This is a genomic window from Thalassobacillus devorans, from assembly GCF_011761345.1.
GTDB classification, from domain to species: Bacteria; Bacillota; Bacilli; order Bacillales; family Halobacillaceae; genus Thalassobacillus; species Thalassobacillus devorans.
This window is the reverse complement of sequence record NZ_JAASRY010000007.1, coordinates 114102-140004: the sequence shown is the minus strand read 5'-3', so window position 1 is coordinate 140004 and position 25903 is coordinate 114102. Positions and strand designations below refer to the sequence as shown.

Sequence of the window (25903 nt, the reverse complement as noted above, 5' to 3'; positions counted from 1 at the left end):
GATTTTCTGCGTGTAGGCGTATAAGATAACTTTTGTCATCATTTTTGGGTGATAGGAGCTCCGACCGCCCCCTTGATATTGGGAGAAAAAGAGGTCATCGTTCACCTGTTCCACCATGGCGTGAATGACCCGGACCACATGGTCCTCGGGAATTAAATCACTGAAGTCCATTGGTAGAACTAACTGCCCCATGTTATAATCAATGAAAGTAGCTGAAGAGTTACTCATAAAAAATCGCCTCACTTTTCGTTTTTTGTTGGTTTGGTCGCTTACATTATAACGAATGAGGCGATTTTTTTGTATGGAAAAAAGAAGATTTTTGCATTGTTGATGGCCAATTTGGGCAGGGAAACGATGAGACTCCTGCGGGAGAGGCAAGGCTGACGAGGCCCCGCAGGGCGAGAAGCCCGAGGAGACTTGTCGTCTTCCCCGCGGAAAGGGAATCGTTTCCCTGCCCCACTTTTCCGGTATCAACAATAACGAAAAAAGGCTGCCCCTATAAGTCTCTTACAGACTTATGGGACAGCCCCATTTTTTATGAAGAATGCTGCAGGTGGTCGTTAACTGCTGGCTCTTTCTTCAATATAGTAGCGATCAGTACGACTAAAAGCAATGCTACGATGACATAGAAGAAGGAAGTGCCTGGGAACAAATCAATAAAAGCACCGCTTAAAAACGGGCCGCTGATACTGCCGACACTGAAGGCGATGCCACACATAATATTTCCAGCAGGTAAGAGTGATTTTGGCAGAATATCGGTCATGTAGGAAAGCCCTAAGGAATAGAGAGAACCGACACATAACCCTGCCAGCGCAAATAGTACGAAGAGCCAGAATGCGGAGTCTTCGAGTAATGCAGCAAGAAAAAACGCTAAAGTACCGGCTGCTACGACAAGGGAAATCACTTTTTTACGACCTGCTTTATCGCTCCACATACCCAATGGTATTTGGGATAAAAGGCTTGCTGCTGCAAAAAAAGGGATGATCAATGAAAGAATGTTAACATCATGACCAATCCGCATGCCGTAAACTGGGAAAATCCCGTGCAAGGTAGCTTCCAGAAAACCATAAGTAAGCGGGGGGAGAAATGCGACCCAGGCTAACTTGATGGCCTGTCCAAATCTGCTGATCGAACTGCCCATATGAACGTTATGGCTATCTTTCGCTGGTAATTCATTTCTGACCCAAAACATACTGGACCAGACGATGGCGCTCAGCAAAGCGGAAAGCAAGAATGGTAAATATATATGAATAGATAATAAGTTTGTCATCAATGGACCTACTGTAAAGCCTGCACTAAAAAATAAACCGTAGTATGCGATACTTTTTCCTCTGGTCTCAGGAGAAGCTGTGGATGTAATCCAAGTCTGGGTTCCGAAGTGAAGCATATGGTCCCCAATACCAATAGTCATCCGTAAAATAAACCAAAACCAAAGCGCCTGCCAAAATGGGAATAAAGCCATGGAGGTGAATACGAATGCCCCGCCGATTAGAATCACTGGCTTATACCCTGCTTTTTGCATCGGTTTTTCCATAAAAGGAGAAGCTATCAGCACTCCAATATACAGTCCAGTGGCATGGAGGCCATTAATGGATGAAGAAATTCCTTTTTGCTCTAAAATGACTGCAAGCAATGGAAGCAGCATGCCTTGAGAGAAACCTGAAATCGCTACTAAGGCGATGAGGATCTTGAAGCGAGTATTAGCTTGGACCATTCTTTATCCTCCCCCTCAAAAAACTTCTTTCATCCTATCGGAGAATAATGGTAATGGCAAGAAAAATGCAAACTTTGAGTAAAAGATGTTATTCCCTGAGCTTGTTCTGTTAAAATGAGAAAAAGAACGTCATAAAGGAGTGGTATAATGGAATTTTTTATTAGAGAGAATGGAATTCGAACGCAATTGGAATATGGAGAACTGAATATATCCAGTAATGAAGAATTTGGTTTCCGCCCCTACCAATTAATGGTTTCGTCCATCGTTGGCTGCAGTGTAGGTGTCTATCGTAAAATTTTAGACAAACAACGGGTGAAGTATGAAGATATTAAAGTTACCGCAGATGTAACCCGCAATCCAGATGAAGCTAATCGGATTGAAAAGGTGGCGATTCATTATGTTGTGAAAGGACATAACATCAGTCGGGATAAACTGCAGAAAAACTTGGAAATCGCCCGTAATAACTGTTCGATGGTACAGTCTGTTAAAGACAGTATCGAGGTGCAAGAAACGGTAGATTATATCGAGCTTAGCATGTAAATAATTCCTGTAAAGCGTGTCCTATGTTGATAGGACGCGTTTTTTAATATATGGATGAGATGACCTGATGAATAAAAAGCCCTTTATTTCAAATGATAATCAAAAAAGAAAGGGGCTCCCTTATATGAGAACGTGGATCTTGTCCATCATGGCATTATTATTGGTGTTATTCGCGGCTGAGCCGCTTCTTCTACAAGCAGAAGATAAGAAAGAAGAAGGACGGCTGCCAAGTCACGTTTTGAATATCTCTAAAGACAATACCTATCCTAACTCAACAGAAGACCAGGTTGTCCTTGAGCCAAGTGAACTGACAGATGAACTGTTAAAAGAAGCTGAGGTGAAAATCACGAATCCACAGCTAATTGAATTATTGAATGAAACGAATTTGAAACCTTCTCCATTAGCCATTGGGTATCGCGGCGAGGTTTACTTAGGAAAGTGGCCATTGAACTACACTTCCAAGGAGACGAGCATAAATTGGGAATATCAGCATATCAACACAAATGAACTGAACAATCAGGCGAGTCAACAAACAGAAAAAATGAATTACCTCCAAAAAGATGAAAAACATATTAAAGGTGGTCTTACAGCCAAAATTGATACCCCTGATCAAGTGAAACGCATGCTTCTATTAGAAGCCCAAAACAATACCAACCTTCCGTTGTCTTTTCATACGGTCGTGGGCAGTGGTACGAAACAGCAGAATACCTATGCGGTTCCGTCTAAAAAAATTGGTTCATTACAAGCATATGCTCCAGCAGTCAATGAAAAAGGAACAGTTGCTTTTGGTGAAGTATATATTCAATTGAAAGGGTCCAAAAAGCAATTAATCGTAAAAAACATAAAAAAACAAGGAATTGGAGCCTGGATACCAATTCAGGACCATGTATCTTACTCTTTCCAGTTGAAATAACCAGCATACACGCTTGATCCGGTCACTTGGATCAGGCGTGTTTTTTACTTTTAGATGTTTAACTTTGTTACAGGGGGAAGGCTTTCACCAGTAATTCTAAAGTTATATTCCTGTACTACATGGACAAACCGGATTATTTCTACTATGATAGTGCATGGTATCAATCGAAGAAACTCGTAAAGAATACAATGAACAAAGGAGTTTATGCATGGCTCAAGAAGAAAAACTTCAAGACCTGAAAATAAGATTGGCAGCCTTTATGTCACGACTGGATGAAATGGAACCGGAAGAGACATCCGTGCAGGATATTGATCAGCTTATACAAATGCTTGAAGAACTTGAAAAGAAAATGTAACTTCCAAGACAAAACCGCACCCATCAACGTGCGGTTTTTATTATTTAGAGGGGAGGGACTTGTTATTATATGGGAATGAAACAATAAGGGGTTGATTTTTATAACACCTTCCTTTATTATGGTAAATCGTTAACGAACTAAATTTAAAATGGGTGAGAGGAGAATTTATATGGCGTGGGCTGTTATTATTTCAGTGCTGATAATGACTGTGCTCAGTCTATTGCGTGTTAATGTGATTATCGCAATCATTGCTGCAGCTTTATCAGCAGGGCTCATAGCTGGAGAATCGCTGCAAAATTCCTTGGATATGTTGATTAATGGGATGGGGAATCAGGCGAGCGTTGCTTTAAGCTATATTTTATTAGGTGCCTTCGCAGTGGCGATCAGTTACTCGGGCATAACGAATATATTAGTGAATTATTTATTGAAAGTGTTGAAAAATAAGCGTGTCATCATGTTATTAGTAATTGCTGGTGTGGCATCGTTATCTCAGAATGTCATTCCCGTTCATATTGCATTCATACCTATACTAATTCCACCTTTGTTAAAGCTTTTTGACCAAATGAAACTGGATCGACGCGGGGTAGCTGCTGCCTTAACATTTGGTTTGAAAGCACCTTATGTGATGATTCCCGCTGGCTTTGGGTTGATTTTCCATCAGACCATTCAGGACGCCATGGGGACCAGCGGAGTTGATGTAGGTATCGGAAGTATCGCTCTGTCATTATTGATTCCTGGTTCGGGGATGATTATTGGCTTGCTTGTAGCTGTGTTCTTTTCTTATCGTAAACCAAGAGATAAATACCAAGTCAATGAAGCAGAAGTAGAGACAGAAGTCACAAAAGGCATTGAAAATGCTTCATTTAGTGCGAAACATGCCTGGACGCTTGTAGCCGTGGCAGGAGCACTAGGAGTACAAATTTGGACCGAAAACTTAGTATTAGGAGCATTGACTGGACTTGTTCTTATGTTTGTATTTCTTGTAGTACCTTTCCGTCGTGGTGACGAAGTGGTCACGAATGGTATTGGCATGATGGGAATGATAGCATTTGTTATGCTGATTGCCGCCGGCTATGCCAATGTACTGCAGGAAACGGGTTCAATCGATGCGTTAGTTGAATCAAGCTCTGATATGATAGGTGACAACAAAGGTCTAATCGCTTTCATCCTGTTACTCGTCGGTCTTTTGGTTACCATGGGAATTGGTTCTTCCTTCGGTACAGTACCAATCCTGGCAGCGCTATTCGTACCTATCGGTGTTGCTGCAGGTTTCTCTCCGATGGCATTGGCTGCTTTGATTGGAACAGCAGGGGCACTAGGGGATGCTGGTTCTCCGGCATCAGATAGCACGCTGGGACCAACATCAGGGCTTGCTGCTGACGGGAAGCATCATCACATTTGGGACACATGTGTACCAACCTTCTTGCATTATAATGTTCCTTTGTTCATTTTTGGCTGGATTGCAGCCATGGTTCTATAGTTTGGTTGTTTAAGAAGCACCTGTTCGGCAGGTGCTTTTTTTGCTTAAGATGGAAAAGTAAGTCAGGTATATCAGTGGATACTTGCTGTAAACTAAGAAAAAAGCAGGTGTACAACGATGAAAAAGATAACACTTCTAATCCTTTCCATTTTGATACTGCCTTTATTTCCGATATCAGCCGCTGCTTATGGTTGGGGGTATGAAAAAAATAAGGATGGTTCCCCTCCGGATGTTGGTTTTTATGGGCCATTATTGGAACAACATGATGGCTTTTATATAGATAAGTCAGGCGACAAAGAAATATATATTACTTTTGATAACGGGTATGAAGAAGGATATACAGGTCAAATTCTTGACATATTAAAAGAGAAAAGGGTGCCGGCAGCATTTTTTATTACAGGCCATTATATAAACAGTGCTCCTGAGCTTGTGAAACGAATGAATAAAGAAGGCCATATAATCGGCAACCATTCCTGGCATCACCCTGACTTTACTTCGTCCTCGAAGTCGCGAATTAAAGAAGAGCTGGACAAAGTAGAAACAGCGGTAGCCCAATTGACTGACCAGAAAGATATGCTTTATTTACGCCCTCCCCGTGGCACATTTACAGCTAAGTCATTGGAATTGACGAGAGAATTGGGTTATATTAATGCCTTTTGGTCCATTGCATTTGTGGATTGGAATACCGGCCAGCAAAAAGGCTGGAAGTATGCTTATGATAGCTTGATGAGTCAGGTTCATCCCGGGGCTGTGATGTTGCTTCATAGCGTTTCCGAAGATAATGCACTTGCCTTAGAAAAGATAATCGATGATTTGCGTGCACAAGGTTATACGTTTCATAGCCTGGATCATTTAATGATGAAAAAACTGCTGCCAAGAGGCGGATATTGGTACTGATATGGAGACACTGAAAAAAGTGTCTCTATTTGATGTTTTTCGACAAAATATTTATATATTGTCTGGTAAGATAATCATAAATGGTAAACAAACCGTGGGACAGAGGTTTCAAATACTTCGCATAGGTACAAGGACCTGTTTTAAAGTTGATCAAAAAGATGGTAGCCCTGTGTATTCCTATTTATGACAATGCCTTTATTATCATCTACCTTTGTAAGGGGTTTTACCTAATTTCCACAAAATTGTAAGAATATATTCAAAATTTAAATAATTTTGTTATAATAGTACCTACGGAGCATACAATCGTTACCTTAAGTATCATAAGGAAAGAGGTATTCCATTGATGTTAATTGAGAGGATGCAATATGGTTTGGAGGAAAGTGACGTATTAGCGCTGTTTGATCTTATTGATCAGAATGTTTGTCTCATTAACTTAGAAACTAAAACGGTAACATGCAGTCGTTCGATGCAGAAAGAAATTTCTACGAAGGAAGAGATCCTTCTCGATGACTGGCTGGACTTGTTCTATGTTTACGACCAATTCGGCATACAACATTCATTGAAGCATGTCACAAAGAAAGAGACCTTATACAGCAAAGCGCGCCTTCTCTTCAAGACACATCATCAATGGGTGCGATGTGCGTTTAAACCGCTATCCCATCGAAGAGTTGCTGTTGTTATCCAGCCTTTACATAAGGATGATAATAGCATTTCCCACCATATGCTTCTTGCTGAGTATAACCAAAAGACATCAAAAGTTAAAGAAAGCTCCAATGTACTGGCCGCAGTACAAGAAAAACAAACACTAACGGACAAGCCTCCTGAAATGAATTTTGCTGAATTGCATAAACAAATGAAAGCGATCACGGAAAACTTTCCGCATGGTTTAGCACTGATTAATAAGCAGTGGCAATTGACGTATGCTAATCCGCAAATGGAGCGGATACTTGGTAAAAATCTGCAGTCCCTTTATAAACATAAATTATGGCAATTATATCCGATCAGTGACTACTACCTTTTTTATCGCCATTACTATATGGCGTTAGAAATGGAACAGCCGGTTACTTTTGATGCTTACATGAAAGAACGGAAGATGTATGCGAGAATCACGATTTATCCGACAGATGACGGATTCACTATCTTTATCCAGGATGTGACAATCAGGAAGAAATATCTTCAGGCCTTGCAAGAATCCGAAAAACGATTTAGCTTGTTAGCTGATAATATCAAAGACGTCTTCTGGATTTGTGATGAATCATTCATGGAATTGATGTATGTCAGTCCACGCTTCAGTGACTTATTCGGTATTTCATTAGAAAAAAGAAGAGATGACCCGCTATGCTGGTGGAAGCAGTTAACGGAAGAAGGAAATTATGACTATATCCTTGAAGGATATCGAAAGATGAGGAGCGAAAACTGTCAGATAGAATACCCAATCACCACACCTTCTGGAGAAGTGAAATGGATACGGACCAGGGGATTCCCGGTCCAGGAAGGCAATGAAAAATACATTGTTGGTATCAGTGAGGATATTACCGAGATGAAAGAAAAGGAAGCTTTCATGCGCCAATCTGAACAGCTTTCCACGATTACCCAGATGTCAGCTGGTATCGCCCATGAAATCAAAAACCCGTTAACCGCTTTGAAAGGATTCATGCAGCTTGGTGCCGCTAATCCAGAATTGAGGGACTCTTATAATGATTTATTGTTAAGTGAGGTCAATCGCATTGAGTCGATTGTCAATGATTTTATGATGCTTGCCAAGCCGGCTTCATCAAAGCAGTTAGAAGCTGTCAATATTAAGCAAATGATTGATTATGTATTGGAACTCTACCAATCGTTGATTGCAGAGAAGGCCATTAACATTGATACTTCAATCAATTGCGGCGAATATACGCTGGAGTCTGATCCGAACAGGTTTAAGCAGATATTGATAAATATCATTAAAAATGCCCTGGAAGCTGTAGAATATAAAGGTACAGTCTGCATTGATGTCATTTGTGACTATAGTGAGGCTAAAATAGTAGTTAAAGACAATGGTAAAGGCTTATCCGAGGAAAGGCTAAAAAGGCTCGGAGAACCTTTTTTTACAACCAAAAAAGATGGTACAGGCTTAGGAATTATGGTGACTAGAAAGATGGTCGACGATTTAGGTGGCACTATTAAATATAGCAGTGAAGAAGGAAAGGGTACGTGTGTTGCGATAGCTTTTCCAATGTAATAAACAGACCTATACTGGGTCTGTTTTTTTTCGACATATTTCCCGGGGAATAGCCCCTTTAAAGTTAAAAGATTTGTACAATTATGAATGATGAAATTGCTTGAATCGCTTACATGAAAGTTTTTTTGTAGTTTTGTGCATAGCTGTTTACAAACCTCGAAAGCCTCGTTATAATCCCGATTGTGTCGAAATAAGAAACGTGCTGAATAACTATAAAATAACACAAGGGGGCTTTCTGATGATAAAAAAATTGTGGTCATTTTTACTTATGAATCTTGGTGCATTTTTTGTGGCGGTGAATGTGCATTTTTTCTTGTCACCAAATGATCTGGCAACTGGTGGAGTCAGTGGGCTCTCGATTGTAATGAATAAAGTTTTTCCAGATATGTCACTCGGTCTTATCATGTTGATATTGAATATCTTGTTATTCATAGTTGGTATCATTTTTTTAGGGTTTCAGTTTGGTGCAAAAACTATTTACGCAAGCTTAGCCCTTTCCTTTATGGTATGGGGGCTGGAAGTAGTCTACCCGATGGGAGCTCCGCTAAGTAATGATATTTTAATTCAGTTAATCATTGGTCAGATTATTGCTGCCACCGGGATGGCCATCGTATTCCATCAAGGTGCCTCGACAGGCGGAACGGACATCTTGGCTATGATTATGAATAAGTATTTTTCTGTTGAAGTAGGGAAAGGTGTGCTGATGGCTGATATTGCTATTGCTGCCTCATCTGTTTTCCTATTTGGTCCAGCAATCGGAATGTATGCTTTCTTCGGGGTCATTCTGAATGGTTTAGTCATCGACTATGCTCTTCAGCAATTCGATCATAAAAATGAAATTGTCATCATTAGCAGGGAAAGCGAGCAAGTCCGTGAATTTATTGTTCGGCAGCTTGGGAAGGGGGCAACTATTCATACTGCCCGAGGTGCTTTTAACTATGAAGATAAAGAAGTTATAACGACAATCCTTGGTCGTAAGGATTTTGCGCGTCTGAAAAAATATATTTCTTCCATTGATGAGCGCGCATTTGTTACTGTGCATTCCATGAATGAGATATTAGGCGAGAACTTCAAACGTCTGGCTTAGTAGAAAAACCGGTTGAAACAAAAAGTTTCAACCGGTTTTTTTCCATTAAATCTCCCTTTTCTTGAAGACTCAGTTTCAAGATATAGTGTTGCCGTTACGGTAATAACATTGTGGAGGTCCGGGAAATCACTCGCTTTCCATGGGCGTACGGTGAGCTTCCTCGGGCTTTAAAGCCCTGCGGGATCTCACCATGTACTATCCTCCCATCGGAGTCTCGCAATTTCCCGGCCCTCATTGCGTTTATGAGAGAACGGAAACATCATTATAAATCACTTCAAACTTAGTAAGGGTCCTTTTGAAAAATGGCCTGTTATCTGAATCCATGGTCTTTAAAGAGAAAATGTGAAAGACATCTTCACCTTTGTGAATGGTCCGTTATCCAATAACGGATAAGGCGGCAGGGAACCGGTGAGACTCCCGTGGGAGAAGGGACAAGGCGAGACCCCACAGGGAGTGAAACGACCGAGGAGGCTCGCCAGTCCCCCACAGGAAAGCGAATCGTTTCCCGGCAGCCTTTCCTGTTGACGCGGTAACGGACCAAACAACATCTCGAAATCAAGTCTTCGACTTTTCGTCCCATTTTACTTTTGAAATAATTACAACAATTATGAATTATTTGATATAATACGATTGAAAGAAGCTACTAGATTTTTGGAAGGGGATATGAGATGAATAGAGAATCATTAATTGCTCCAGAAACTTATAATGTAGTCAGTGAAATTGAGAAATATGCGGGTGATCCTGATCGCAAAGCGCTGCAATGGGAAGATGAACAGGGGAACCAGGAAGAAATTACATATGCCGAATTAATAAAAAATGCGAACAAAATTGGTAACGCTTTCAAACAGGAAGGGCTTCAAAAAGGCGATAAGGTATTGATCATGATTCCGCGTCTGATTGAGGCTTACCAGGTATATGTAGGGGCTTTAAAAGCTGGTCTTGTTGTGATTCCAAGCTCTGAAATGTTAAGAACGAAAGACCTTCAATATCGTATTTCCCATGGTGAAGTAAGTGGGGTTGTAAGCTACCACCCCTACACAGGGCAGTTTAAGGACATAATAGAAGTCGATGCACTTAAAAAGTTTACAGTCGGTGGAGCGGTTGAAGGGTGGACTTTTCTTGACGAACTCCTCGACCAAAACAAGGTAGCCGCTGAATTGGAGGTGGCGAATACATCGCGAAATGATATGGCTTTCTTATCCTATACGTCTGGGACTACTGGCAACCCCAAAGGTGTAGTGCATACACATGGATGGGGGTATGCCCATTTGAAAACAGCAGCCGAAAATTGGCTTAGTATCCAGGACGGGGATACCGTTTGGGCGACAGCTGGCCCAGGGTGGCAGAAGTGGATTTGGAGTCCATTTCTTTCTGTGTTAGGTTCTGGAGCTACTGGTCTGGTATATCAAGGAAAGTTTGATCCAAAAATTTATCTGAGCATTTTGGAACGCTATACGGTTAATGTGCTGTGCTGTACACCAACAGAATACCGCCTGATGGCAAAAGTCGATAATTTGGATGATTATCATCTTCCGGCGTTGCACAGTGCTGTCTCTGCCGGAGAGCCGCTGAACCGGGAAGTAATCGACACTTTCCAGAAGCATTTTAATGTTACCGTCCGTGATGGCTACGGACAAACAGAAAACACGCTGTTAGTCGGGGTAATGAAGGACATGGATGTCAAGCCAGGATCTATGGGTAAACCAACTCCAGGAAATCGGGTAGAAATCATTGATGAACTGGGACAGCCAGTCGGAGTTGGCGAAGTTGGCGATATTGCCGTACACTTGGAAACTCCAGCGCTCTTCAAAGAGTACTACAAAGACCCAGAACGCACGAAAATGTCTTACCGTGGCGATTATTATGTAACAGGGGATCAGGCTTCCAAGGATGAAGACGGTTATTTTTGGTTTGAAGGAAGAAGCGATGACATCATCATCAGCTCTGGATATACAATAGGGCCTTTCGAAGTGGAAGACGCTTTAGTGAAACACCCTGTCGTCCAGGAATGTGCCGTAGTTGCAAGTCCAGATGAAGTCCGCGGTAATATTGTGAAAGCATATATCGTATTGAAGGAAAATGTCAATGGTAATGAAACACTGGTCAAGGAACTACAGAACCATGTGAAGGAATTGACAGCACCTTATAAATACCCAAGAAAGATCGACTTTATTGGAGAGTTGCCAAAAACCACTTCTGGTAAAATCCGCAGAGTCGAATTAAGGCAAAGGGAGAAGCAGCAAACATAAATAAAAATAGCCAGGTGGCAAAAGGTGTCACCTGGTTTTCAGATTGAAATCATTCTCCCGCCTTATTAGGAAGGTCTTGGTATGTTACACTTAGATTACTAACCTGTATAGGGGGAAGAACGTGAATAAGGTCAAACGTGTCGCATTTATTATCGTTATAGGTATAGCTGTGGCTGTTATTCCGTTCCAAGTTCAAAGTCCGGAGATGGATCAACAGGAAAAATGGGAGAGCTTGGAGCTGGAACAGACAAAACCTGAATGAACCGCAAACAATTTGCCTTTCTCTATTAGAGAAAGGCTTTCTTTTACTATATTAATAAGTAAAGATACTTCTTTTTTATTCATAATAGGACTTGGCGGTTAAACGACTGAATTACGGGTTAAGGAGGAAGCATATGATAAGGGAAGCAATGTTAGAAGACGCAGGTGAGTTAGCAAAGCTGGTAAATTTATTAGGATATCCGACCACTATAAAGGAAATGTCCGCACGGTTTGCGAAAATCAAAATGAAGACGGACTATCAGACTTATGTATATGAAGAATCAGGGCAACTGAACGGAATGATTGGGATGATCCATAGCTTCCGTTATGAAAAGAATGAAAGCTATGTGAGGGTGGTTGCTGCTATTGTGGAGGAGGAACATCAGGGAAGAGGAATTGGAAAAGAGTTATTCCAACGCGCAGAACAATGGGGGAAAGCGCGCGGAGCAGCTTCTATAATCCTGAATAGCGGTAATCGTCCTGAACGGCAAACGACCCATCATATATATGAAAAGTGGGGGTATAGGAAGAAATCGACCGGTTTTTATAAGCCGATTTCCTGAATAAAATAACTTAAAGAACGCCAACTCATGGACAAGGAGTTGGCGTTCTGTTTAAAAAAGTTGAATAATACATGTTTCGGTACAAAAAATCCGGCCGTTTGGATTTGGTTTTTCAAAGCAATCCTAAGTTTCCATGTTAAGCGCCTCTCCGGGCTGGATTGTAATTGCAGGCAGGTTTTCTTTATTTAACGCATATACCGCAGATTGGCATGTAAGCTGTGACCGGGAGTCCTCCTATAGGGAAACTTGTATAATTAAGGGAATATTCTGCCATCTATAATTTTAATCTTTACAACTTGTAAAAGCAAAAGTAATACTATAATGTTTTAAGCGAATGATATAATGTAAATGAACTTATTAGTCAAGGAGTGAACCAGCGTGAGCAGACGTTTCACCCATATATTCAATTCATTAGTAGGTATTATGCTTCTTACCGAAGGTGGAATCTATATATTCATGATGAATAAAGATGACACGTTTCATTTACGAAGCATTATTGTCACCCTTCTGCTTCTAATGGCATGGGGGATGTCGTACCGTAAGCAATTGGCGAATCAAAACTCTACTGCCTGGCTTACCGTGACTTTGATCATTATGATCCCGATGATCCTGCCGTGGCTTTTTTTTATATAACAATAGGGGGCAGGAAACTCAAAAAAAGAGGTATCCTAATCCCCCGAAGATCACAGCACTTCCTAAGTAAAGGTGGCCGAAAAAACGATGTTTTATTTCTTCTGCGCTCAATTCTACAATACCCGCAAATACTAAGAATAGCGCAGATATGATAAAGGTGGTCAACTCCACTGCATTCCACGTTTTAGTTTGAACAGAAATCAACAGCCATATTTCGACAGGTATGGCTGTCACTAATGGAAAATACAAGGGATTGAACCATTCATCCCACTTTCTCCAATCCTTCATTTTATTTCTACTCCTTCCTTACAAAAGCAAGACTCCGAGCAAACTTCCTGCTGTTCCAAATCATAATACAAACCCTATATTCCATCCAGTAATACGATAGCTCTTTTGTTAATTCACTCGTCCGTATAACGTTGTATTAAATGTTCCTGCATTTTCAATTCCATATAATAGCCTCCAACATTAAATAGATGATTAATAAATGGGAGGAAATAGAGCAGACTTAATAGCAAAGCTGTTAAAGTCATAAAACAAGGCAAATCTCCAATGGAAGGTTCTGTCTGCGGGAATATACATTTACTTGGTCTGCAAATATTACGGTAATGATTAAGAAAGGTCGATTCGACAGAAACAGAAATCATTATTCCCGCAACCCTGAGCCCACGCTCCAATACCGCCGAATCGATTAATAACATTGATAAATAAAACGAACAGGCTGTATGTCAAAGTATTTAGAAAGCCCACGAATGATAAGACCTCCATTCCGCAATTTGGAGATTCGTTTTATTTCGACAAAATAGTATGTAATTCGACAGAGACTCTTTCTGGCGTGAGATATTTTAATGTCACACTGCGAAAAGCGAGTATAGCCGGTTTGTTGCTTTATCATGGTTTTGATACAGTAATTAACTGGTGTAAGGAAGAACATCTTATATACTTGTTCTCTATTTAAGTCACTTCAAATTGTGGTTGCAGTAATCATAACAAAATATGAAAGGCAGGTAGTGAAATGAATACTAAAATAATTGACTGGCCCACGTTTATAGGAGCCTTTGCCTTGTTGCTATTGGTGGTTATTCCACTTGTTATTTTTCCGGAAGCCGGGGCAGCATTGGTGGATCAGGCGAACACTTTCATGACCTCTAATTTCGGCGTCTTATACTTAGTAATGGGTTTATTGGTGTTTGCTTTCCTGATTTTTGTGGCTTTCAGTGAAAATGGCCATATTTTATTAGGGGATGAGGGGGAGAAGCCTGAATTTAATTCTTTCTCCTGGGCAGCTATGCTATTCGCGGCTGGTATCGGTTCCAGTATTTTGTACTGGGCCGTCATCGAATGGGCGTATTATTATCAAGGACCGCCCTTTGGCATCGAACCGGAATCGAAAGAGGCGATCCAGTGGTCGACCGCATATGGGATTTTTCATTGGGGACCGATCGCATGGGCAATCTATACACTTCCGGCACTCCCAATCGCTTATTTCTACTATGTGAGGAAAAAGCCCGTACTGAAGATCAGTGAGGCTTGCAGGCCATTATTAGGAAAAACAGTAGATGGTCCACTCGGGCACATCATTGATATTTTATTTATGTTCGGATTAATGGGAGGAGCAGGCACAACCCTGGCGCTTGGTACTCCAATGATTGCAGAAGGTGTCAGCGATCTGACTGGTTTTGAAGCCGATATGACGATGCAGGCATTCATACTGCTATTATGTACGGCCATTTTCGCTTTCAGTGCTTATTCTGGTTTGAAAAAAGGGATCAAGCTGCTTAGTGATATCAACTTATGGCTTGCACTTTTCCTGTTAGGTTTCATCTTTGTATTCGGTCCGACAAGGTTTATCACAGAGACGACTACGAATAGTATTGGCATATTACTTGATAATTTCTTCAAAATGGCAACTTGGACAGAACCATTTGGTAATATTGGTGAATTTGAAGAAACTGGATTCCCAGAAGGATGGACCATTTTCTATTGGGCATGGTGGCTTGTGTATGCTCCATTTGTCGGTTTGTTCGTGGCGCGTATATCCAGAGGGCGTACGATCCGGCAGATGATCCTTGGTACAATGGTATACGGAACGCTCGGGTGTATCCTGTTCTTTGGAATCATGGGGAACTTCGGGCTTTACATGCAGATGACTGGGTCTTTTGATGTCATTAGTTATATGAATGAATATGGAGCCCCAGCTGCTATTGTTGCGATTATCGGCCAGCTGCCATTTGCAAAGTTCATGGTGCTGATATTCACTGTGTTAGCAATCATCTTCCTGGCCACAACCTTTGATTCAAGCTCTTACATCCTTTCTGCCGTCGTTCAAAAAGAAGTGGATGGAGAGCCATTGCGTTGGAACCGGTTATTCTGGGCATTCGCTCTATGTCTGCTTCCCTTGGCACTCATGTTCCTTGGAGGGCTTGGCACGTTGCAGACGGCCAGTATCGTTGGTGGTTTTCCGTTGATCTTTATTATGTTCATGCTGGCATTATCCTTCATGAAAGCTTCTAATGAAGATATCCAGGCAAGTGAAGGGTATGAGCCGAAAACTATTCATATCAACCGTAAACGTATTTTAGAACGAATGAGAAGGAAAAGGAAACACAATGAGGATCATCCCCCTCACAAATAAGGCAAACCCTCCACTCGTAGCGAGTGGAGGGTTTTTACTTGGGGAGATATTCGTATGCTGGAACCATTTCAAAACCTCCGCTTGCTTCGAAGAAATGATTCAAAAGCGGGAGATGGTCTTTGCCGATAAGCAGCAAAACGCGATCGTCATTAACTGCCAAACGGCTGACATTAGCAAAAATCGATAAGTCTCTCTGGTGCCATTGTTTCAACCATGCTGCTCCTACTTGATGCTGATGGTTACCAATCAATGTAAGTTTTAAATATAATTTTTCCAGCGTGGAATGATATTCTGCCTGGTTGATAGCTTTAAGACGGAGCAGTGGGGAGGAGTCTTCCGGCTCCATATTCGCCAGCTGCTGCTGAATTTCAATAATCTCCGTTAATAAATCAGGCTGATAATTCTCCGCCCATTCAAATACCTGGTTCAAAGCCGGGCTGGTCATGTTTACTTCTTCATCAATTGTGTAAAGTTCCTTATGACCTAGCTCTTTGGCCAGGCGGTAACCAAATTGGTCCACTTCGTCGTAACCCAGCCTGAAAGTACCTGAAATATATTCCTGCAGCCTGCGGTTGACTTCCTTGCTAAGCAAAAAGCTTTTTTCTACTGCAATTTTTGTAGGGTTGAATTCCTTCAACTCGTGAATGATCTCTGATATCTCCCTCTGATGTTGATTAACCGATTCAGGATTCATGGCCATATGGTAAGTCCCTAGTATAATAATTTCAGGTTTCGAAGCCATCTTTATCACCTCCTGTTTTTTTATGTTCTTACCAGTGAAAATACGGGATTATATACTCGCCTAATTCACTGATAACCTCCTCAACCGGGCGTTTACTCTGGGATAGGTTGAAAAAGATATGATTTACTCCGGCATCCCGGTAGGCTGTTAATATATCTAGTAAATCATTCCGTCCGGTCCTGTAGCCGGCAGGGATTTTTTCATAAGGGTGGTGAGGATCAGCAGTCAAATCCAAAGGCAATGGCATGAGGAAGGCGCGGTGTTCCTCAGGATTTTTCTTTGCTGCCAGGTTTCGATATTCTGTAATCGTTGTGGCCTGCTGGTCCGGACGTTGTGGATAGAACATCCACCCATGTCCATGTTTGGCAACCCATTCTAATGGTTGCTGAGCATACCCAGTTAGGAAGATGGGGATTTCTTTCGTCGGTTTAGGAACAAGGTTGGCTTTTTCTATGTGACCCATCGGTGATTCAATGGATGGAAACTCGTTATAAAGTACTTGTTGAAAGTAGTGGAAGGCATCTCGGAACCATTGTCCCCGTTCCATGATTGGGATATTCAAACCTGCGAAATCCTTCCGTCTATCTCCTGATGACACTCCCAGCATTAGCCGTTCCGGAAACAACCGTTCGATGCTGGCTGCTTCCTTTGCCGTTCGGAGCGGATGGCGTAAAGAAAAAACAGTTGCTGCTGTTCCAAGGTTGATGGAACGGGTATGGCTTGCAAGGTAGGTTAAATAGATAAAACTATCGTAAATTTGTCCGGTAGCAGGGTCTTCAAACGTAGGATCTTCTAATACAACATCTTGCAGCCATAAACTCCTGAATCCATTGTTTTCAGCAAGCTGAGCCATTTCTACCTGGTTGTGCATATGAGGCACCTGTTTACCATGGTTCTCTATTGGTATCGACAAACCAAAAGACAGGTGTCCGGGACGTATCATTTTTTGGTAACCTGCATGGTGTTTCATTGTCATCCTACCTTCCGATAACTAGTTCATTTATTATGAATGAAAACATTCCTGTCTACAAAACATCTGCTTCCTGACAGTGACCGTGTCTAATTGCCTAAAAATGAAATATAATTCAGAAAATTTAGTTATCTTTCATAAGACTTATCTCCTGTTCTTTTATGAAAATATATTAAAAGGAAGTCGGATAATGTTAAAATATACATATAAAATAAAAAATTGAAACATTTGTAGTCTTTCACTACATTGTCTTGACCTCCCGTTGTAGAAACATGCTTAGGATCAGTTTCACTATTTATTTTGTGGAGGGGGAATACGGATGAGTTTTAAAGTAGTTGCCTGGTTTAATAAAAGAACAGAAATAAATTTTCTTTGTAATGAAAGCAAAAGAGAGTTAAGTTTTAAAACGAAAGCAGAAGCAGAAAAGTTCATTCGCTTACTTAAAGACACTGGATACATGCAAGGGAAATATCATTTTACGATTGAAAAGGATGAATCAAAAGACTTTAGCGAAAAACAAATAGCGACGATGTAAACCTATGTATAAGCGATTGGCTAAGCATAGGTTTTTTATTTTATATCGAAGTAGATAATTATCTGAAATTTCTCTATAATGGAAAATGTATACATATAAGGGAGGCGCCTGTATTGAATACATATAATCTGAGGTGGAACCTTGATAGTTTATTTCCTGGAGAAAGTAATTCCAAAGAATTTGAAAGCTACGTACAGAAGACGGAACAATTCATGCTTCAACTTAAAGACAAGGTAGAAGATTTGTCATTCGCAAACGAGGAAGGTGATGCTGTATTACTTACAGGGGTCTTGGATGTACTCCAGACAGTGACCAAGAGAATTAGAGAAATAGGTGCTTTCGTAAGCTGTTTAACTGCCCAGGACGTCAACGATATCAAAGCGAAAGAATGGCTGGCGAAGCGAAGTCAACTTGGGGCAGATTACAGCAACATCCTGACGAAACTCGATGAGAAACTGATGGAGGTCGGGGATCAGCATTGGGAAGGGCTGCTTCAAGAAGATTCATTTTCGCCTGTATCTTTTGTACTGGAAGAAAGGCGTAAACGTGCTAAAGAAAAGCTTCCAGCAGACCAGGAATCTTTAATCAATGATTTGAGTGTGGATGGCTATCATGCCTGGGGACAACTATATAACAGCATAGTAGGAAAAATGGCGATATCGGTAGAAGGAAAGGAGTTATCGGTCGGGCAGGCTTCCAATAAATTGAGTTCTTCCAACCGGAAAGTAAGAAAAGAAGCAGCAGGTAAACTGCAGGAGGCCTGGGAAGAGAAGAGTGATTTATTTACCGAAACCCTTAATCATTTAGCTGGTTTCCGACTGCAAACATATAAACACCGGGGCTGGAATAATACATTAAAAGAACCCCTGGACATTAATCGTATGAATAAAAAAACCCTTCATGCTATGTGGAATGCTATCACAAAATATAAAAAATATTACACGAAGTATCTTAGCCGAAAAGCGGATTTACTAGGCCTGGATAAGCTTGCGATTTATGATGTAGGTGCGCCGATCGGGGGAGCCGACCAGAAATTGTCTTATGATGAGGGGGCAGCTTTTATTATTGAACAGTTCGGTAAATTTAGTCCTAAAATGGCTGAGTTTGCGGAAATGGCTTTTGACAAAAGGTGGATTGAAGCGGAGGACCGGCCAGGAAAACGCCCGGGAGGTTTTTGCACCAGTTTTCCAGACAGCAAGGAAACGAGGATTTTCATGACATATTCAGGTACACCTTCTAATGTGGCAACACTGGCTCATGAGCTGGGTCATGCCTATCACCAGCACGTGATGAATGACCTCCCCATTTTAAACCAGGGATATGCCATGAATGTGGCTGAGACTGCTTCTACATTTGCGGAAATGATTGTTGCTGATGCAGCTGTCAAGCATGCGGAGAATGGAGCGGAAAAAGCAGTATTGCTGGAAGATAAAGTACAGCGCAGCGTCGCATTTTTTATGAACATCCATGCCAGATTTTTATTTGAAACACGTTTTTATGAAGAAAGAAAGCAGGGGATGGTACCAACAGCGCGATTAAATGAGCTGATGGTCGATGCTCAAAGAGAAGCCTACCAGGAAGCATTAGGAGAATATGATCCATATTTCTGGGCATCCAAGCTTCATTTTCATATTACCGGTGTGCCTTTCTATAATTTCCCATATACGTTTGGTTATTTGTTCAGTTTAGGAATCTACGCCCAATCGTTAAAGGAAGGGAATGAATTTGAAAATAAGTACATTTCTTTACTGCAAGATACCGGGAAAATGCGGGTGGAAGATTTGGCAGAAAAGCATTTGGGGGTAAATCTTGAGCAGCAGGAATTTTGGGAAGATGCCATGAAAGTATGTATAAAAGATGTGGAAGAGTTTTTAAAGCTGACCGCAGGGACCACAGCAGAATAACAATAAAGGGGGAAGGGTAGTGGAAAGGTTTTCTGATGCACAAAAGGTCAAGGAAGTAGAGCAGCTTGATGGATGGAAATTGGAAGATGATAAGTGGATCGTCAAACGATATCGTTTCAAAGATTATTTGACGGGCGTGCATTTTGTCAATCAGGTTGCTGAATATGCCGAGGAGATACAGCATCATCCTTTAATAAATATCGATTATAAAGTAATCACTATGAAATTAACTTCCTGGAATGCCAAAGGGCTGACAGAATTAGACATTACAAGTGCTAATGAATATGACAGGCTTTTTAAGAGTATAAAGCAATGATAACTAAAAGCAGACCTTTAGACAGGTCTGCTTTATTAACTATCCAGGAAATTAAAAAATTCTCTTTTTGTGAATAACTTTACGTGGTGGGTTACATCCAGCTCCGACGCACAGGACGTGCCGTTTTTAGTCGAACGTCATTACTAGCAAGGCGCTTGCGCTTTTGTACCTATTCGTTTATTTTCACTTGTTTGCTTATATGGTCATGGGTGTCTTCTTTTACGTAATGTATTATTAGCTCATAGTTACCAGTAGCAGGGAAGGTATATTTTCCTTCATATTCCCCTGGTTTTTGTTCAGTGGCGTCAACAAATATATGTTTATCCAGCTTGTCAGAAACAATTTCAAATTGGACGGTTGCATTTTCGAACGGCTTTTTGTTTTGAGTAATATCTGCCTTCAGTGTAGCTTCTTCATTTGGTTTCCACTCTTCGTTGGAATCAAATCCAACTTTTATATCCTTAGAATCATGGTGATCATCAGAATGATCTTCCTCTTTCTCGGCCTTTTCCTGTGTTTCTCCCGTTTTTCTATTCCCTACTTTGAATTGCTCTTTAGGCATGACATGCATATCTCTTGCCTGGGTATGTGCATATAAGAAATATACTCCTTCTTCCTGTAAAGTATAGGTTACTTCGTATACACCCTCACCTTTATGTTCGGCTTCTACTTTTTCATTCTCTTCATCCTCAGTACCTTCCGCCCAGAATTCAAATTTCACATAGTCAGCATCCTCGACAGCTTCGTCACCCTGGGTAACCTTAGCCTGAAAAGTAGCTTCTTCGCCAGGCTGGATATCTTCAGGCATGATTACTTCTGTTGCGATCATCGGCTCCATTTCCTCTTCTTCAGCATTTCCGGACTGATCTCCTCCGCAAGCAGTAAGTACAATTGCCGTAATAAAAAATCCCAGTAAAAACAACGGTCTTCTCATCATAATGACTCCCTTACTTGTAAATAATCACATTCATTTATAGCTTATCATTTGCATGAAAGAAAAACTATGAACCTGTCGTATAACCTTGTGGCAACTTTGTGACACTTTTTTGAAATATCTATTTATGTTATATAAGAATATGAAGTGACAATTGCAATTAAATAATTGATTTTATTGAATGGCAAATGGGAAGAATAGCAAAATATAAGTTAGGTGTATTATCATAGTTGTTATTGTGTTATAATAGTCAAGTTGAATAATTTTTGTACGTAAAGTCAGGCTTTTCTAAAAGCAAAAGAGGAGTGTATGCACCATGCAACACAGAAATGATATCCGTAACGTAGCGATCATCGCCCACGTTGACCACGGAAAAACTACATTAGTCGACCAATTGTTGCGTTATTCCGGCACGTTCCGGGACAACGAGCATGTGGACGAACGCGCAATGGATTCTAATGATTTAGAGAGAGAACGCGGAATTACGATTTTAGCTAAGAATACCGCGATTAACTATAATGATACCCGAATAAACATTTTGGATACTCCAGGTCACGCGGATTTTGGCGGCGAAGTAGAACGGATCCTGAAAATGGTCGATGGCGTATTACTGGTTGTCGACGCTTATGAAGGGTGTATGCCGCAGACACGGTTTGTATTGAAAAAGGCATTGGAACAAAAATTGACGCCGGTTGTCGTATTGAATAAAATCGACCGTCCTAGTGCCCGGCCGGAAGAAGTCGTTGATGAAGTATTGGACCTTTTCATCGAGCTTGGTGCTGATGAAGATCAATTAGAGTTCCCGGTAGTCTATGCATCTGCTTTAAATGGAACTTCCAGTGAAGAAGCTGAATTAGAGACTCAAAAAGAAACCATGGACCCTGTATTCCAGACGATCATGGATAATATTCCGGCACCTGTCGAGAATTCAGAAGACCCATTACAGTTCCAGATTACTTTGCTTGATTATAACGATTATGTCGGACGAATTGGAGTCGGCCGTATTTTCCGCGGCAGTATTAAAGTTGGACAATCAGTCGTACTGATGAAAAAAGACGGGTCGGTTAAAAACTTCCGTGTAACTAAGTTGTTTGGTTTCATCGGTCTAAAACGCATCGAAATTAAAGAAGCGAAAGCTGGAGACATCATTGCTGTTTCCGGTATGGAAGATATCAACGTCGGGGAAACCATTTGTCCTCCTGATCATCAAGAGGCACTGGAAATTCCACGTATCGATGAACCGACACTGGAGATGACGTTCCTTGTGAACAATAGTCCGTTTGCCGGACGTGAGGGCAAGTATGTTACATCCCGTCAAATTGAAGAACGTTTGATGACCCAGCTAGAAACAGATGTCAGCCTGCGTGTTACACCTACAGCATCACCTGACGTATGGATTGTAGCAGGCCGAGGAGAACTCCACCTGTCTATCCTGGTAGAAAACATGCGCCGTGAAGGATTTGAGCTGCAATTGTCCAAGCCGAAAGTCATCTTGAAAGAAGTTGACGGGGTAACATGTGAACCTGTGGAACGCGTACAAATTGATGTACCGGAAGAATATCAAGGTGCTGTCATGGAATCGATTGGACTACGTAAAGGTGAAATGCAGGATATGGTCAATGATGGAAACGGACAAGTCCGTTTGGAGTTCCTTGTACCGTCCCGCGGCCTGATCGGCTACACGACTGAATTCTTATCTCAGACTCGTGGTTATGGAATTTTGAACCACACATTTGATGGTTATGCTCCTCTTGCCCAAGGGCAAGTTGGCGGTCGTCGTCAAGGTGTACTTGTGTCACTGGATAAAGGGAAATCTTCCACGTATGGCATTATGAACCTGGAAGATCGTGGAACGATTTTCGTCGATCCAGGTACAGAGGTTTATGAAGGCATGGTGGTCGGAGAGCATAATCGTGATAATGACCTGACGGTTAATATTACGAAGGAAAAACATTTGACCAACATCCGTTCTGCTAACAAAGACACCACGAATACAATCAAAAAGACGCGTAAACTTACGCTGGAAGAAGCGATTGAATATTTGGATGATGATGAGTACTGTGAAGTCACTCCTGAATCCATCCGTATCCGTAAAAAGATTTTGAATAAGAATGAACGTGAAAAAGAAGCGAAAAAGAAAAAACTGCAAAATGTAGAGAAGTAATAGATGCCCATTTGCCTGGACAACCATCAGGCAAATGGGTTTTTTAAGTAAACTATATTGCTGAAAAAATGTACTCGCAGGTATATGGGCCATCTATATGTTAAAAGGAAATAAAAAGCCAAAGCTTGCCGGGATATTATTAATTGTCATTGCGGTTATGGCCACTATTGTAACTATTGGTGTCGCTGTAGTCGCCGGGCTATTCTATATAATAGCTGGTGTGCTCAGCATTGTTCGAAAATCTAAAGAAATGAATAACATAAGAAAAGCCGCTATCCTGAAACAGTAAGCGGCTTGTCTAGGAAATTATAAAATTTTCTTTTTGTGGATAACTTTACGTGGTTGGTCCCATCCAGCTCCAGCGCCTACCCCCTCGAGGTCTTAAGACAATCCTCTCTGTGATTAGAAAACCTTGGCTTATCGCCGATGCTTTATGGCGAAAGCCTTAGTTTTACTTATACTTTAAACCTTTTTAAACTTAATTGGTCTAAAAGTACAAAAAACGTCACGGCGAGGCTTGTCTTAAGCTTGTCGGGGGTGAGCAAGGCGCTTGCGCTTTTGTTCTTTGCTTTTATTTTCCGTTATTAATACGATCTTTCATTTCACTTTTTTTCTCCTGAAATTCACCTTTATCTTTTTCGTTTTTTCCTTCTGCCTGCATCTTAGGGTCGTTTTTTGCATTACCGACTTGATCCTTTATCTCGCCTTTTGCTTTTGACACGCCGGCTTTCATTTTATCGCTTAGACCTTTTTTATCTGCCATATGAAAGTATGCTCCTTTCTATTCAATGTTGTATTTAACATTTACCCGCCCCTCAGGAGCACTAAACGATGTAAGCATCTTTATCGTTGGGGTGGTTTAAGGAGTTGCTTAGGAAGACGCGGGTTTCCTCACAAGTTAAAAAGCTGCACTAAAGGCAGCTTTTCAGCTTACGGTATCGTTGTTCCAGTCATACGAATAAAAGCTCTCTTTGGTCACCCATTTCATCGCTTCTGGATCATTGACTTTCATGCCTTCCTCGATCATTTCCAGGATTCGGGCCGTTTGTGATATATGGGCCCGCATGGCATCCAGTTTCTGCTCTTTCACTGCTGAGATATCATTGATGACATCTGGAGCGCCAAGTTCTTCAAATGTATTGTTGGCAAAGGCAAGACAGTGCAGTTTCGGGCGGTCTGCAGGTGTGATTTCACGGACTGCGCGAATAACAGCGCGGGCAGTAGCCTCGTGATCGGGATGGACAGCATACCCTGGATAAAAAGTAATAATTAATGATGGATTGAGTTCTGTAATGAGGTCGCGGACCAATTGGGTCATTTTCTCATCATCTTCGAATTCCAATGTTTTATCACGAAACCCCATCATCCGCAAGTCTTCAATTCCCATGGCTTTTGCAGCAAGCTTCAGTTCCTCTTTTCGAATTAATGGGAGGGTTTCACGGTTGGCAAACGGAGGTTTGCCAAGATTTCTTCCCATTTCTCCCAATGTTAAGCAGGCGTAAGTCAGCGGCGTTCCCTGGTTGATATAGGACGCAATTGTACCGGAAACACCAAACGCTTCATCGTCCGGGTGGGGGAATATGACTAGCACCTGTCTCTCTTTTTCAATCATGATCAGCACTCCTTTAAAAACGACTGCAATAATAATTCATCTGTCTGTTATTATCACGTACGATAAGAAGTTTTTAAAGTCATTTGCCCGGAGTACTTATTCGAATGAGCTTTCTATGAAAAATTTAATGTTCTCTCCATCACCGAACAGGATCAATTTATCATCCGTTTGAATAATGGCATCTGTATCTGCAAGTCCAATAAAATCTCCGTTACGTTCAATCCCAAGGACGGAGATTCCGTAATTATCCTGGGTGCGAAGTTCGGTAGCTTTTTTATTTGCAAGCTTAGAGTTTTGGCTGATGGTAATTTCCTCTACCTTATGATGTCCGGATTCTGCATGCATGATAGAATCGATATAATGGATGCTGGCAGGTTTGATCATAGAGAGAGCCATTCTTCTTCCGCCTAAATCATTCGTGTTGACGACATGATCAGCACCGGCACGTCTCATTTTATCTTCTGTTTCAAATTCTTCTGCCCGTACAATTGTCTCTATGTCTTTATTTAATCCTTTGGCTGTCAGTGTTATAAAGACATTCACAGCATCATCTGAAGTAGTGATGACGATTCCTTTTGCTTTATCTATCCCTGCATGGTTGAGCACGTCATTCTTTTTCGCATCATCCATAATGTAAGGGATGTCTTCCGGAATTTTTTCTACTGTTTCTTTATCATTGTCTACGATGACAACATTATATTTTTGCTGGGAAAACTCTCTTAGAACCTGTTCTCCTACGCGGCCATAGCCACAGATAATATAGTGATTTTTCATCCGTTTAATCTGGTTATCCATCTTTTTTCTCTCCCATTTTTTAGATAGTCGACCTTCAATCATGGATGCCGCCACAAAGGTCAGCAGGTAGGTTGAAAACCCCATGGTAAGCGGAACAAACAACATGGCGAAAATTTTTCCTGCATTGCTGACAGGAACCAAATCACCGTATCCGATGGCCAAAACGGATACGATTGTCATCCAAAAACTGTCAAAAAATGTATAGTTTTCGAACTGCATGAACACAATGGTCATGATGAAAATCAAAGCAGCAAGTGTCATGCTGAATTGAACGGCGCGTCTAAACGGCTTTGGCATAATCTCTCTCCTTACATGTCAATCTGTATAGGATTATTTCCTTACATGTAACCGAGTAAACCGGAATGTTTAGAAACAGGTCTGGA

General features: G+C 41.2%; 26 protein-coding genes. 17 read left to right on the top strand and 9 right to left on the bottom strand.

Annotation, left to right across the window (positions count from 1 at the left end):
• Together FHS45_RS18535 and FHS45_RS18530 are read right to left on the bottom strand one after the other, a co-directional pair.
• On the bottom strand, positions 1-228 hold a 228-nt coding region (locus tag FHS45_RS18535; protein ID WP_166761441.1), incomplete at its 3' end, for a transposase.
• Positions 229-535: 307 nt separating this feature from the next.
• Positions 536-1714, bottom strand: a complete 1179-nt coding sequence (locus FHS45_RS18530; RefSeq protein ID WP_062439521.1) for an MFS transporter — start codon at positions 1712-1714, stop codon at positions 536-538.
• A 147-nt stretch (positions 1715-1861) separates the two neighbouring features.
• On the opposite strand from FHS45_RS18530, the gene FHS45_RS18525 reads away from it, so the two are divergent.
• From FHS45_RS18525 to FHS45_RS18475, 11 genes are all read left to right on the top strand, one after another.
• Positions 1862-2254: an OsmC family protein gene (locus FHS45_RS18525; protein WP_062439518.1), complete on the top strand. Its 393-nt coding sequence runs from the start codon at positions 1862-1864 to the stop codon at positions 2252-2254.
• A 124-nt stretch (positions 2255-2378) separates the two neighbouring features.
• Positions 2379-3167 (top strand): YfkD famly protein, encoded by a 789-nt coding sequence (locus FHS45_RS18520; protein WP_062440622.1) that lies wholly within the window; start codon positions 2379-2381, stop codon positions 3165-3167.
• Positions 3168-3375: 208 nt separating this feature from the next.
• Positions 3376-3522, top strand: a complete 147-nt coding sequence (locus FHS45_RS18515) for an SE1561 family protein (RefSeq protein ID WP_166761440.1) — start codon at positions 3376-3378, stop codon at positions 3520-3522.
• A 169-nt stretch (positions 3523-3691) separates the two neighbouring features.
• Positions 3692-5002, top strand: a complete 1311-nt coding sequence (locus tag FHS45_RS18510) for a Na+/H+ antiporter family protein (protein WP_062439514.1) — start codon at positions 3692-3694, stop codon at positions 5000-5002.
• A 117-nt stretch (positions 5003-5119) separates the two neighbouring features.
• Positions 5120-5899, top strand: a complete 780-nt coding sequence (pdaA, locus tag FHS45_RS18505; RefSeq protein ID WP_062439510.1) for a delta-lactam-biosynthetic de-N-acetylase — start codon at positions 5120-5122, stop codon at positions 5897-5899.
• Positions 5900-6242: 343 nt separating this feature from the next.
• Positions 6243-8120, top strand: coding sequence for a PAS domain-containing sensor histidine kinase (locus tag FHS45_RS18500; protein ID WP_062439503.1), 1878 nt, complete (start codon positions 6243-6245; stop codon positions 8118-8120).
• Positions 8121-8358: 238 nt separating this feature from the next.
• Positions 8359-9207, top strand: a complete 849-nt coding sequence (locus FHS45_RS18495; protein WP_062439500.1) for a YitT family protein — start codon at positions 8359-8361, stop codon at positions 9205-9207.
• A gap of 668 nt (positions 9208-9875) precedes the next feature.
• A complete protein-coding gene (gene mbcS / locus FHS45_RS18490; RefSeq protein ID WP_062439497.1) occupies positions 9876-11456 on the top strand; it encodes an acyl-CoA synthetase MbcS in 1581 nt (526 codons plus the stop codon).
• A gap of 121 nt (positions 11457-11577) precedes the next feature.
• The gene (locus FHS45_RS18485; RefSeq protein ID WP_157620138.1) at positions 11578-11718 is read left to right on the top strand and encodes a hypothetical protein; all 141 of its coding nucleotides are present in this window, start codon (positions 11578-11580) and stop codon (positions 11716-11718) included.
• 133 nt (positions 11719-11851) lie between these two features.
• Positions 11852-12280 carry a GNAT family N-acetyltransferase gene (locus FHS45_RS18480; protein ID WP_062439494.1) on the top strand — a complete coding sequence of 143 codons (429 nt, stop codon included), beginning with the start codon at positions 11852-11854 and terminating at the stop codon, positions 12278-12280.
• A gap of 378 nt (positions 12281-12658) precedes the next feature.
• Positions 12659-12913 carry a hypothetical protein gene (locus FHS45_RS18475; protein ID WP_062439491.1) on the top strand — a complete coding sequence of 85 codons (255 nt, stop codon included), beginning with the start codon at positions 12659-12661 and terminating at the stop codon, positions 12911-12913.
• A gap of 18 nt (positions 12914-12931) precedes the next feature.
• On the opposite strand, the gene FHS45_RS18470 is transcribed toward FHS45_RS18475, so the two are convergent.
• Positions 12932-13201, bottom strand: a complete 270-nt coding sequence (locus FHS45_RS18470; protein ID WP_062439487.1) for a hypothetical protein — start codon at positions 13199-13201, stop codon at positions 12932-12934.
• Positions 13202-13928: 727 nt separating this feature from the next.
• On the opposite strand from FHS45_RS18470, the gene FHS45_RS18465 reads away from it, so the two are divergent.
• Entirely contained in the window at positions 13929-15548 is a 1620-nt protein-coding gene (locus FHS45_RS18465; RefSeq protein WP_062439484.1) for a BCCT family transporter, read from the top strand.
• 34 nt (positions 15549-15582) lie between these two features.
• Here the strand turns inward: FHS45_RS18465 and FHS45_RS18460 are convergent, their stop codons facing one another.
• Entirely contained in the window at positions 15583-16290 is a 708-nt protein-coding gene (locus FHS45_RS18460; protein WP_062439482.1) for a DUF5694 domain-containing protein, read from the bottom strand.
• A gap of 28 nt (positions 16291-16318) precedes the next feature.
• Positions 16319-17260, bottom strand: a complete 942-nt coding sequence (locus tag FHS45_RS18455) for a TIGR03571 family LLM class oxidoreductase (protein WP_062439479.1) — start codon at positions 17258-17260, stop codon at positions 16319-16321.
• 319 nt (positions 17261-17579) lie between these two features.
• Here FHS45_RS18455 and FHS45_RS18450 point away from each other — a divergent pair, with 319 nt between their 5' ends.
• The 3 genes from FHS45_RS18450 (at position 17580) to FHS45_RS18440 (ending at position 20015) form a co-directional block, all read left to right on the top strand.
• Complete coding sequence (locus FHS45_RS18450) at positions 17580-17795, top strand: hypothetical protein (RefSeq protein WP_062439476.1); 216 nt, start codon at positions 17580-17582, stop codon at positions 17793-17795.
• 113 nt (positions 17796-17908) lie between these two features.
• A complete protein-coding gene (locus tag FHS45_RS18445; protein ID WP_062439472.1) occupies positions 17909-19699 on the top strand; it encodes a M3 family oligoendopeptidase in 1791 nt (596 codons plus the stop codon).
• A gap of 19 nt (positions 19700-19718) precedes the next feature.
• Positions 19719-20015, top strand: a complete 297-nt coding sequence (locus tag FHS45_RS18440; protein WP_062439471.1) for a 4a-hydroxytetrahydrobiopterin dehydratase — start codon at positions 19719-19721, stop codon at positions 20013-20015.
• A gap of 169 nt (positions 20016-20184) precedes the next feature.
• Here the strand turns inward: FHS45_RS18440 and FHS45_RS18435 are convergent, their stop codons facing one another.
• Positions 20185-20949 carry a FixH family protein gene (locus tag FHS45_RS18435; protein ID WP_062439469.1) on the bottom strand — a complete coding sequence of 255 codons (765 nt, stop codon included), beginning with the start codon at positions 20947-20949 and terminating at the stop codon, positions 20185-20187.
• Between the two features lie 316 nt (positions 20950-21265).
• On the opposite strand from FHS45_RS18435, the gene typA reads away from it, so the two are divergent.
• Both typA and FHS45_RS18425 read left to right on the top strand, forming a co-directional pair.
• A complete protein-coding gene (typA, locus tag FHS45_RS18430; RefSeq protein WP_062439467.1) occupies positions 21266-23113 on the top strand; it encodes a translational GTPase TypA in 1848 nt (615 codons plus the stop codon).
• A gap of 97 nt (positions 23114-23210) precedes the next feature.
• On the top strand, positions 23211-23402 hold the full coding sequence (locus FHS45_RS18425; protein ID WP_062439464.1) for a hypothetical protein: 192 nt from the start codon (positions 23211-23213) through the stop codon (positions 23400-23402).
• A 282-nt stretch (positions 23403-23684) separates the two neighbouring features.
• On the opposite strand, the gene FHS45_RS18420 is transcribed toward FHS45_RS18425, so the two are convergent.
• The 3 genes from FHS45_RS18420 to FHS45_RS18410 form a co-directional block, all read right to left on the bottom strand.
• Positions 23685-23876: a CsbD family protein gene (locus tag FHS45_RS18420; RefSeq protein ID WP_062439461.1), complete on the bottom strand. Its 192-nt coding sequence runs from the start codon at positions 23874-23876 to the stop codon at positions 23685-23687.
• Positions 23877-24038: 162 nt separating this feature from the next.
• Positions 24039-24722, bottom strand: coding sequence for a bacillithiol biosynthesis deacetylase BshB2 (gene bshB2 / locus FHS45_RS18415; RefSeq protein WP_062440617.1), 684 nt, complete (start codon positions 24720-24722; stop codon positions 24039-24041).
• A 99-nt stretch (positions 24723-24821) separates the two neighbouring features.
• Positions 24822-25817 carry a potassium channel family protein gene (locus FHS45_RS18410; RefSeq protein WP_062439459.1) on the bottom strand — a complete coding sequence of 332 codons (996 nt, stop codon included), beginning with the start codon at positions 25815-25817 and terminating at the stop codon, positions 24822-24824.
• Between the last annotated feature and the right edge of the window lie 86 nt (positions 25818-25903).